Source organism: Allobosea sp. FBZP-16 (assembly GCF_002831785.1).
In the GTDB taxonomy this organism is placed as follows: Bacteria; Pseudomonadota; Alphaproteobacteria; order Rhizobiales; family Beijerinckiaceae; genus Allobosea; species Allobosea lupini.
In genome coordinates, this window is sequence record NZ_LNCQ01000030.1 from 23,635 (window position 1) to 30,114 (window position 6,480).

General features: G+C 67.1%; 5 protein-coding genes. 2 read left to right on the top strand and 3 right to left on the bottom strand.

What is annotated here, in order from left to right; translation table 11 throughout:
* Position 1: 1 nt before the first annotated feature.
* On the top strand, positions 2 to 1,063 hold the full coding sequence (locus CXY91_RS16575) for a L,D-transpeptidase family protein (protein WP_100962392.1): 1,062 nt from the start codon (positions 2 to 4) through the stop codon (positions 1,061 to 1,063).
* A gap of 32 nt (positions 1,064 to 1,095) precedes the next feature.
* Positions 1,096 to 1,719, top strand: coding sequence for an SCO family protein (locus CXY91_RS16580; RefSeq protein ID WP_100962393.1), 624 nt, complete (start codon positions 1,096 to 1,098; stop codon positions 1,717 to 1,719).
* A gap of 168 nt (positions 1,720 to 1,887) precedes the next feature.
* On the opposite strand, the gene CXY91_RS16585 is transcribed toward CXY91_RS16580, so the two are convergent.
* The 3 genes from CXY91_RS16585 to CXY91_RS16595 form a co-directional block, all read right to left on the bottom strand.
* Positions 1,888 to 3,270, bottom strand: coding sequence for an aldehyde dehydrogenase family protein (locus CXY91_RS16585; protein ID WP_100962399.1), 1,383 nt, complete (start codon positions 3,268 to 3,270; stop codon positions 1,888 to 1,890).
* Positions 3,271 to 3,475: 205 nt separating this feature from the next.
* Entirely contained in the window at positions 3,476 to 5,131 is a 1,656-nt protein-coding gene (locus CXY91_RS16590; protein ID WP_100962394.1) for an acetolactate synthase large subunit, read from the bottom strand.
* Between the two features lie 84 nt (positions 5,132 to 5,215).
* The gene (locus CXY91_RS16595) at positions 5,216 to 6,184 is read right to left on the bottom strand and encodes an ornithine cyclodeaminase family protein (protein WP_158673449.1); all 969 of its coding nucleotides are present in this window, start codon (positions 6,182 to 6,184) and stop codon (positions 5,216 to 5,218) included.
* Positions 6,185 to 6,480: the final 296 nt, after the last annotated feature.

Sequence of the window (6,480 nt, forward strand, 5' to 3'; positions counted from 1 at the left end):
CATGTCCGATCGCTCTATAGTCCAGCGTCTCCGGCGCTTCGCGCTGCTCGGTGCCGCCGCCATCGCCCTCTCGTCCTGCGTCGGGGTGGACGGCGACGGCCGCGGCAACCAGCCACTGCCGGCGGCGCTCGTCTCGCAGATGTCGGCGAAGGGCATGAGCCAGGCCGACCCGATCGTCGTGCGCCTCTACAAGAAGGAGAGCGAGCTCGAGGTCTGGAAGCGCGATCGCTCCGGCCAATATGCCCTGCTCAAGACCTATCCGATGTGCCGCTGGTCCGGCCAGCTCGGCCCGAAGAAGCGCGAGGGCGACCGGCAGGCGCCGGAGGGCTTCTATACGGTGACGCCGGAGCTGATGAATCCGAAATCGGCGTATTACCTCTCCTATAATCTCGGCTACCCGAACGCGCTGGAGAAGGCGCAGGGCTATACCGGTTCGGCCCTGATGATCCACGGCGCCTGCACCTCGGCCGGCTGCTACGCCATGACAGATGACGGCGTGACGGAACTCTATGGTCTCGCGCGCGAGGCTTTTGCCGGCGGGCAGCGCAGCTTCCAGGTCCAGGCCTTCCCCTTCCGGATGACGCCGGAGAACCTGGCCCGCCATCGCGGCAATCCGAACATCGCCTTCTGGCGCAATCTCAAGGAAGGCTCGGATCATTTCGAGGCGACGCGGCAGCCACCTAAGCTCGCGACCTGCGGCGGCCGCTACGTCTTCAATCCGGCGGGCGATGCCTCGGCCTTCGTCCCCGGTGCGCCGTGCCCGGCCTATGAGACCGATCCGGAGGTCGCGTCTCTGGTCTCCGCGCGCAGCGCCCGCGACGAGGCACGCCTGGCCGAGCTCACCGGCAGCACGCCGGCGATGAGCTATGCGCTGATCGACGGCGGCATGCATCAGAGCTTCCGCAAGCTCCTGCGCACCATCGGGCCGGAGCGGATGCAGACCATGGTCGCCGGCAAGGTCGAGATCAGCGCGCCGCAGGCGGCGCTGGCCGATCCTTATGGTGGTAGCGGCGATGATGAGCCGCAGCAGGCAACGGCGACCGGGTCGATTTCGCCGCGTTGACGCCGGCGAGGCTGGCGGCCAGACAAAGGCGCATGCCGATCCTCAAGATCATTCGTTATGGCGCCTGGGGCGCTGTCGTCATCGTCGCCTTCGCCGCCGCCGCGATCACGCTCGGCTGGTGGCGGGTCGACGGACCCGGCCGGCCGAGCTTGGGCGGGTCCGTATCGACCCCGCTGGCCGATGTCGGCGGTCCCTTCACCTCGACCGACCATACCGGCCGCAAGGTCTCGCAGGCCGATTATCTCGGCAAGCCGACGCTGGTCTTCTTCGGCTTCACCCATTGTCCCGAGGTCTGCCCGACTACGCTGTTCGAGCTCACCACTCTGCTTGGCAAGCTCGGCGCCGATGCCGACAGGCTCAACGTGCTCTTCGTCTCGGTCGATCCCGAGCGCGACACGCCGGCGCAGCTTTCGCTCTATCTGCAATCCTTCGATCCGCGCATCGTCGGGCTCTCCGGCACGCAGGCCGAGGTCGATGCGGCACTGAAGGCCTACAAGGCCTATGCCAGGCGCATCCCGACGGCGGAGGGCTACACCATGGACCACACCGCCTCGGTCTATCTGATGGACGCGGAGGGGCGCTTCCGCAGCCTGATCGATTATCACGAGGAACAGGACTCGGCGCTGGCGAAGGTCAGGCTGCTGCTGAAGCGCTGAAACTCCACTTCAAACCACGTCAGCCCTCATCCTGAGGACGCCGCATCGCGGCCGTCTCGAAGGATGCTTCAGGGGACACCGAAACCATCTGGAGCATCCTTCGAGACCCAGCCTGTGGCTGCTCCTCAGGACGAGGGCTGAGGGAAAGGCGGCAGGAAGAATGCCGCCTCAACGCCGGTTCAGCAGGATCATCTTCTCCTGCGTCATGTCGCGCATGGTGTAGGGGATGCCGCCGGTGCCGTAGCCGGATTCCTTGCGGCCGGCGAAGGGCATCCAGTCGGTGCGGAAGGCCGTGGGGTCGTTGACCATCACCGCCGAGGCGTCGAGCCGCTCGGCGGCGTGCAGCGCAACGTCGATGTCTTGTGCGAAGACGCTGGCCTGGAAGGCGACGTTGAGCGAATTGGCCCGAGCAATGGCCTCGTCGAGCTTGCTGTAGCGGTAGACGCAGACCAGCGGGCCGAAGACCTCGAGCTGCGAGACCTTGGCGTCGGCGGCCGGGTCGAGCAGCACCGCCGGTTCCAGCGTCGTCTCCGACAGCCGTTTGCCGCCGAGCGCAAGCTTCGCTCCACCCTTGACGGCCTCGTCGATCCAGCTTGCGACCCTATCTGCCTCCCTGGGCAGGATCAGCGGGCCGACCTCGGTCTCCTTCAGCACGGGATCGCCGGTGCGCAATTTGGCGACGCGTGCCACCAGCCGCTCGGTGAAGGCGTCGGCGATCTCCTCATGCACGTAGATGCGCTGCGTCGACACGCAGACCTGGCCGGCATGGTAGTAGCCGCCCTTGACCAGCGGCTCGATGATCCGGTCGAGATCGGCGCTGCGGTCGACGATCGCCGGCGCCGCCCCGCCATGCTCCAGCGCCGAGCGCGCGCCATGCGCCAGCTTGGCATGCAGCGACCAGCCGACCTTGGCCGAGCCGATGAAGCTGAGGAAGGCGATGCGCCGGTCGGTCACGAGCTTCTCGGCGAGCTCGTTGCTCTCCGGCAGGAACATCTGGCACCAGGCCTCCGGCAGGCCGGCCTCGTGCACCAGCGCGACGAAATCGCGGCAGCAGAGCGGCGTCGTGCTCGCCGGCTTGATGATCACCGGGCAGCCGGTGGCGATCGCCGGTGCGACCTGGTGGACGATCAGGTTGAGGGGGTGGTTGAAGGCCGAGACTGCCGCGACGATCCCGATCGGCTCCTTGGTGGTGAAGGCCCAGCGCCCGGCAGCGGCCGGCGTCAGCCCCATCGGGATCTCTCGCCCGGCGAAGTTGCGCAGTTCGTCGGCGGCGTTGTGGACGCCGTCGATGGCGCGGGTCGTCTCGATGATCGCATCGGTCAGCGGCTTGCCGCCCTCGCGCGCGATCTGGCGGGCGAAATGATCGCGCTTTGCCGACAATAAGTCGGCGAGCTTGCGCAGGATCGCGATCCGCTCATGCGGTTTCAGCCAGCCATCGCGATTGCGGAAGACCTTCTCGGCCGCTGCGAGCTTGGCTTCGAGCGCCGCGGCATCGTCGGTGGCGATCTCCTCGATCGGCGCGCGATCATAGGCCTGGACCACTGTCAGCATCGTCGTCTCCTCGGTGGTTTCCATACCGGCGGCCTGGACGGGACGCCCAAAGCTAGAAACAAGTGCGGGTCGTCCCAGGCGACCGGAGGGAGATCCGGGACTCATGCCTGAACCTCATTCGGCAAGGCTCAGGCATGGATCCCGGATTTCCGCTGCGCTCCGTCCGGGATGATCCGAGTCTTTCCTGCGAGCGCAGCAGATTGGCTCAAGCCAGCTCGATATCCGGCGTCTTGTTGCGCAGCTCCTCGACGAGCACGCGGGTGTTCTCGGAATAGTCGATCGGTATCTCGACGAGATGGACGCCGCTGCCCTCGAAGGCCGCCTCCAGCGTCGGCACCAGCTCGGCGGCCGAGCCAACGCGCGAGCCCTTGGCGCCATAGGCCTTGGCATAGGCGACGAAATCGGGATTGCCGAAGCTCATCCCGTAATCCTTGAAGCCGTCGACGGCCTGCTTCCAGCGGATCATGCCGTAGGCGCTGTCGTTGAGGATGACGACGACGAGGTTGAGGCCGAGGCGGACGGCGGTCTCCATCTCCTGGCTGTTCATCATGAAGCCGCCATCGCCGCAAACCGCCATGACCCGGCGCTTGGGATGCAGCATCGCCGCCATCATCGCCGAGGGCAGGCCAGCGCCCATCGTCGCCAGCGCATTGTCGAGCAGCAGCGTGTTGGCGACATGGGTGCGGTAATTGCGCGCGAACCAGATCTTGTACATGCCGTTGTCGAGGCAGACCATGCCGTCCTCCGGCATCACGGCGCGGATGTCGTGGACGATGCGCTGCGGCGTGATCGGGAAGCGATCCTCCTCGGAGCGGTCGTTGAGATGCGCGAGGATCTTCTGGCGCAGCTCCAGCATGATCGGATCGGCTTCGACCTGGCCGCCCAGCCGCTCCGCCAGCGCCGTGACGGTCGCGCCGATATCGCCGATCACCTCGGCATCGGGGTGGTAGACCTGCTCGACCGTCGCCGACTGGTAGCCGACATGGATCACCTTCGGCCCGCCGGCGCTCTTCATCAGGAAGGGCGGCTTCTCGACCGTGTCGTGGCCGATCGCGATGATCAGGTCGGCCCGGTCGACCGCCTGGTGGACATAGTCGCCCTCGGACAGGGCGGCGGTGCCGACATAGAGGTTCGAGCCGCCAGTGACGGCGCCCTTGCCCATCTGGGTGTTGAAGAAGGGCAGCTTCACCCGCCGCACGAAATCGGAGAGCGGCTCGACCAGCCGCGGCCGGTTGCCGGCGGCGCCGATCATCACCAGAGGCCGCTTGGCAGCGAGGATCATCTCGGCCGCGCGGGCGATCGCCCTCGGATCAGCCACCGGCTGCTCCAGCGGATGCACCGGGATCAGCGGCACGTCGGCGACCTCCTCGCCGGCGATGTCTTCCGGCAGTTCGAGATGCACCGGGCCGGGCCGTTCCTCCATCGCGACCCGGAAGGCGTCGCGCACCACCGCCGGGATGCTGGCAGCGCTGACGATCTGCCGGGTCATCTTGGTCAGCGGCTTCATCGAGGCGACGACGTCGACGATCTGGAAGCGCGCCTGCTTGGCGCTCATGATCGCCTTCTGGCCGGTGATCAGGATCATCGGCATGGCGCCGAGATGGGCATAGGCCGCCCCGGTCGAGAAGTTGAGCGCGCCGGGCCCCAATGTCGCGATGCAGACGCCGGGACGCCCGGTCAGCCGGCCATGCGTCGCCGCCATGAAGGCGGCGGCCTGCTCGTGCCGGGTCAGGACAAGCTCGATCTTCGAGGTCCGGAGGGACTCGACGACGTCGAGGTTTTCCTCGCCGGGAACGCCGAAGATGCGATCGACGCCCTCGTTCTCGAGCGCGGCCACCAGGAGATCGGAACCCTTCGTCATTGCCATCGCCTATCTGGAACACCTCGATACCGGGGAAGGTAGGCTTCCCGCACGAGAAGGGAAAGCCGGCGCATGGCAGGGTTGCTAGCGCGGCAGGAGCATCCCGATGCCGCCGGCGCGCGCCTTCTCCAGCACGAGATGCGCGAGCGCGAGATCCGCGAGCGCGAAGCCGCGGAAGCAGAACAGCGAGCGCTTCGTCCCGGCATCGGCCAGTGGCATCTGCGAGAGCGCGGCAAGGTCATGGCCGAAGCGGACGCTGGCCACCGGCTGCCCGTCGACGTCATAGGGCGCCTGCGACTGGGTGAGGCTGTCGGTTGCCAGCAGGTCGAAGGCGGGCAGTGCCTCCGGCAGCCAGCTGCGGCCGGTATCGACGGCAGCGGCGAAGGCGGCAGGCTTCATCCGGCCGGCATCGAGGAAGGGGCGCAGGCCCGGCGTCGCCGGAACCATCGAGATGACGATGTCGCTGCGGGCGAGCAGCCTGTCGGCATCGTCGACGATCTCCGTGGTGAGGCCCTGGGCTGCTGCAGCTTCCGCCAGGCGCTCGGCCGAGCTACGGCTGCGGCTCAGCATCAGGGCGTTGTCGAGGCTGGGAAAGAGCTTGCGGAAGGCCGCGAGATGGGCATGGGCCTGCAGGCCACAGCCGACGAAACCGATCGTGCGTGCGTCGGGCGGGGCGAGCAGCGAGGCGGCGGCCGCCGACATCGCCGCGGTCCGCACCAGCGTGATCTCGTCGCCGTCGAGGATCGCGAGCGGGGCACCCGTCACATAATCGCTGACGCAGATCAGTGCGCTCACGCTCGGTACGGAGCTGCCTTCCTGCGATGGCGCCGAGGCGACCCATTTCACCGTGGCGATCGCTTGCGCCTGCGAGGCTGCGGTCATCGCCTGAAAGGCGTGGCCGGGACCGAGCGCGAGCGCGCTCTTCGGCAGGCTGCGGTTTCGTCCGGCGGCATGGTCACGGAAGGCGGCGAGCACGGCCTCTCGCGCCTCGCGCGGAGTGACGGAACAAGCCCGCACGTCCTTGTGCGAGAGATAGAGGAGGTCGTTGCTCATCGCTCGAACCGTTTCGCGACGGGAGGGGCATGGGCCGGCCGGTCCATCAGGATCGGGTATGAGCACAGGAGAAGCGGCGGGCAAGGCCGAGGCGATCTGACCGTACGGAGCGGCTCCCTCATGGAGCGGGGGGCCGCAGGGCGATTTGCCTGGAGACAGGGCCGATTGGCCGGGCTCCATCTGCCGGTTAAAATGTAAGTCATTGAAAACGCGAGGCTTATCGATCGAGATCCACTTTTGTCGAAAAACTTTCATCTGGTGTGTTGACAGGGGAACTGGGGTCCCCCTATAAAGCG

What these genes read in the sequence shown, in the direction of transcription:
- CXY91_RS16575 (WP_100962392.1), top strand. Translation starts at nt 2, where the DNA reads ATGTCCGATCGCTCTATAGTCCAGCGTCTCCGGCGCTTCGCGCTGCTC.
- CXY91_RS16580 (WP_100962393.1), top strand. Translation starts at nt 1,096, where the DNA reads ATGCCGATCCTCAAGATCATTCGTTATGGCGCCTGGGGCGCTGTCGTC.
- CXY91_RS16585 (WP_100962399.1), bottom strand. Translation starts at nt 3,270, where the DNA reads ATGCTGACAGTGGTCCAGGCCTATGATCGCGCGCCGATCGAGGAGATC.
- CXY91_RS16590 (WP_100962394.1), bottom strand. Translation starts at nt 5,131, where the DNA reads ATGACGAAGGGTTCCGATCTCCTGGTGGCCGCGCTCGAGAACGAGGGC.
- CXY91_RS16595 (WP_158673449.1), bottom strand. Translation starts at nt 6,184, where the DNA reads ATGAGCAACGACCTCCTCTATCTCTCGCACAAGGACGTGCGGGCTTGT.